Raw genomic sequence first — 2,526 nt, 5'->3', positions numbered from 1 at the left:
GCCGGTCCGCGGCTCGCCACCTCCCTCGGCCCCGCCGGTGTGTTCGGGCTGCGCCTGCGGTCCTACCGCCTGCCGGGCCGGGTCCGGCGCAGCGCGGTGTGCGTGCAGGTCCCGGTCCGCCACGCGGGGGTGCGGGTGGTGGACCGGGCCCTGGTGGCGGCGGCGCACCGGCGCGGTCTCCAGGTGCACGTGTGGACCGTCAACGACGCCGAACAGATGCGGGAGCTGCTCGACCTCGGCGTGGATGGCATCATGACCGATCACATCGAGCTGCTGCGTCAGGTGCTGGTCGAGCGGGGTGCCTGGGCGTCCTGAGCTCACCCGCGGCGCGCACGCGGGACACCGAGGGGGCAGGGGTGGGCACGAAGACGGTGGACGGGGCCGCGGACGGCGTCGCGGAACGCAGACGCGAGCAACGCGGCTGGTACTACTACGACTGGGCCAACTCGGTCTTCTCCACGAGCGTCATCACCGTCTTCCTCGGGCCGTACCTGACGGAGATCGCCAAGGCCGCCGCGGACGCGGACGGTTACGTGTACCCGCTGGGCATCCCGGTGCGGGACGGCTCCTACTTCGCGTACGTCGTCTCGGCTTCGGTGCTGCTGTCGGTGCTGGTCATGCCGCTGGCCGGGGCGATGGCCGACCGAACGGGCCGGAAGAAGCCCATCCTGGCCGTCTCCGCCTACCTCGGCGCGGGCGCGACGGCCTGCATGTTCTTTCTCGACGGCGACCGCTATCTGCTGGGCGGGGCGCTGCTGATCCTGGCCAACGTCGCGTACGCCGTCTCGATCGTGGTCTACAACGCCTTCCTGCCGCAGATCGCGCCGCCCGAGGAGCGGGACGCGGTGTCATCCAGGGGCTGGGCGTTCGGTTACGCGGCGGGCGCTCTGGTGCTCGTCGCCAACCTGGGCCTGTTCCTCGGTCACGAGGCGTTCGGGGTCACCGAGGGCACGGCGGTGCGGATCTGCCTCGCTTCGGCCGGGCTGTGGTGGGGCGTGTTCACGCTGGTGCCGCTGCGCCGGCTGCGGGAGCGTCCCGGCGCGGTGCGGGATCCGGACGCGGCCGCCTCGCTCAGCGGCGGCTGGCGGCAGCTGATGACGACGTTCCGCGAACTGCGGCGCTACCCGCTGACGCTGATGTTCCTGCTGGCGTACCTGCTCTACAACGACGGCGTGCAGACGGTCATCTCACAGGCGTCGGTGTTCGGCTCGGAGGAGCTGGGCATGGACCAGACCACGCTGATCGGCGCGATCCTGCTGGTCCAGGTGCTGGCGATGGCCGGGGCGCTGCTGCTCGGCCGACTGGCGGTCCGCCACGGCGCCAAACGGACGATTCTCGGCTCCCTGGTGGCGTGGACCGTGACCGTCGCGGGCGGCTACTTCCTGCCCGCCGGCCAGCCGTTGTGGTTCTTCGCACTGGCCGCGGCGATCGGCCTGGTGCTGGGCGGCACACAGGCCCTGTCGCGGTCGCTGTTCGCGCAGTTGGTCCCGAAGGGCAAGGAGGCTGAGTACTTCTCGCTGTACGAGGTCAGCGACCGGGGCACCAGCTGGCTCGGCCCGCTCGTCTTCGGCCTCACCTACCAGCTGACGGGCAGCTACCGGGACGCCATCATCTCGCTGGTGGTGTTCTTCGTGCTGGGTTTCGTCCTGCTGCTGCGGGTACCGGTACGACGAGCGGCGGAGGCGGTCGGCAACGTCGTGCCGGGTCGGATTTAGGCCTCGGGCCGTCGGCCCGGTAGTGTACGTCTTTGGTCCGCCGGAGGGACCGTTACTGCAAGCACGAGAAACCACACGCTGGGTGACATCCGCTGATAGATGTGACAAAGCGGGCAGTCGCGGGTACAACAAGGGGCGGCACGACGGGCGACGCATGTCCCACTACGGGAATCTTCACCGCCGACCGGACGTTGAACGGATGACGACGACAGCGACACCTGTCCTGTGGGCTACCAGCCCGGGAGGCACGATTCATGAGTGAGCGAGCTCTACGCGGCACGCGACTTGTGGTGACCAGCTACGAGACCGACCGCGGCATCGACCTGGCCCCGCGCCAGGCGGTGGAGTACGCATGCCAGAACGGACATCGCTTTGAGATGCCGTTCTCGGTAGAGGCGGAGATTCCGCCGGAGTGGGAGTGCAAGGTATGCGGTTCCCAGGCCCTGCTGGTCGACGGCGAGGGCCCCGAAGAGAAGAAGGGCAAGCCCGCGCGCACGCACTGGGACATGCTCATGGAGCGACGCACCCGCGAGGAACTCGAGGAAGTGCTGGCCGAGAGGCTGGCCGTGCTCCGCTCCGGCGCCATGAACATCGCCGTGCACCCGCGGGACAGCCGCAAGTCCGCCTAGGCCGCAGCTGCGGCACCAGATGACCGCGAGGGCGGGGAGCACCACCGAAGTGGTGGTGCTCCCCGCCCTCGTGTGTGTTCACACCGCTTCGTGCAACGGCTGAACCGGCCTACCGGCCTCCGAGCACCGCGCCGTCCGTCCCCGCTGCGGCGGCCCGGACTGCGCAGGCACACGGTCCGGGT

3 protein-coding genes are annotated in these 2,526 nt (G+C 70.0%); all 3 read left to right on the top strand.

Features of this window, described 5'->3' with window-relative positions; all coding sequences use genetic code 11:
• Window positions 1–315, top strand: a 315-nt coding sequence (locus ACYVE9_RS22600; RefSeq protein ID WP_461029729.1) for a glycerophosphodiester phosphodiesterase family protein, incomplete at its 5' end; no start/stop codon positions are given.
• Window positions 316–356: 41 nt separating this feature from the next.
• Window positions 357–1,715, top strand: a complete 1,359-nt coding sequence (locus ACYVE9_RS22595; RefSeq protein WP_461029728.1) for an MFS transporter — start codon at window positions 357–359, stop codon at window positions 1,713–1,715.
• Window positions 1,716–1,969: 254 nt separating this feature from the next.
• The gene (locus ACYVE9_RS22590) at window positions 1,970–2,344 is read left to right on the top strand and encodes an RNA polymerase-binding protein RbpA (protein WP_283990916.1); all 375 of its coding nucleotides are present in this window, start codon (window positions 1,970–1,972) and stop codon (window positions 2,342–2,344) included.
• Window positions 2,345–2,526 lie beyond the last annotated feature (182 nt).

Source organism: Streptomyces sparsus (assembly GCF_054776295.1).
This window is presented reverse-complemented; position numbering and strand designations above follow the sequence as displayed.